Here is an 812-nt window from a genome sequence, read left to right on the forward strand (position 1 = left end):
CGTCCTCGGCGCGCGGCGGTGGTACCGGCCGCAGCGGGGCCTGGTCCCGCCGCGCACGCGGCGCCCGCGTGCCGTCCTTGCGCCGGGCCCGGGGGTCCTCACCGAACGGGATGACCTTGGCGTCCGCCATCGTGACTGCGCTCCTCAGTTCTGGCCAGCGGCGCGGGCGGGGAGCGCCGCGGCGAGCCGGTCGACGGTTCGGGCCAGGGCCTCGGGGGGCAGGAGTCCCGGCCCGCGGCTGCGCACGTAGTCCGCGAAGGCCGCCGCGGTGCTGTGCTTGGGCTGGAATCCCAGTGTCTCGCGCATCTGCGTGGTGTCCACGACCCGCCCGTGGGTGAGCAGCCGGATCTGCTCCGGCGAGAAGTCGGTGATCCCCGCGGCGCGCAGCACCGAGCTGAGCCACGTGACGGTCGGCGACAGCAGGGGCAGCGTCGGGCGGCCGAGGCGCCGCGCGGCCTGTGAGAGCAGCAGCACCCCGTCACCCGCGATGTTGAAGGTGCCGCTGTTCAGCGTGCCCCGCCGGGGCTCGCCCGCGCCGATCCGCAGCACCTCGATCGCGTCGTCCTCGTGCACGAACTGGAGCCGCGGGTCGAAGCCGATGATCGTGGGCAGCACGGGCAGCGCGAAGTACTCGGCCAACGGCGAGTCCGCGCACGGCCCGAGCACGTTGGCGAACCGCAGGACGCACACCGCCACGTCCGGGCGCCGCCGGGCGAAGCCACGTACGTACCCCTCGACCTCGATGACGTCCTTGGCGAAGCCGCCGCTGGGCAGCGACTTGGGCTGGGTGGTCTCGCTGAAGACGGCGGGGT

1 pseudogene is annotated in these 812 nt (G+C 74.4%); it reads right to left on the bottom strand.

The window, feature by feature from the left end:
* Positions 1 to 144: 144 nt before the first annotated feature.
* A pseudogene (locus KUM32_RS39815) lies at positions 145 to 812 on the bottom strand (NAD-dependent dehydratase); the annotation flags it as partial.

It is taken from the genome of Streptomyces sp. AC627_RSS907 (genome assembly GCF_019049165.1).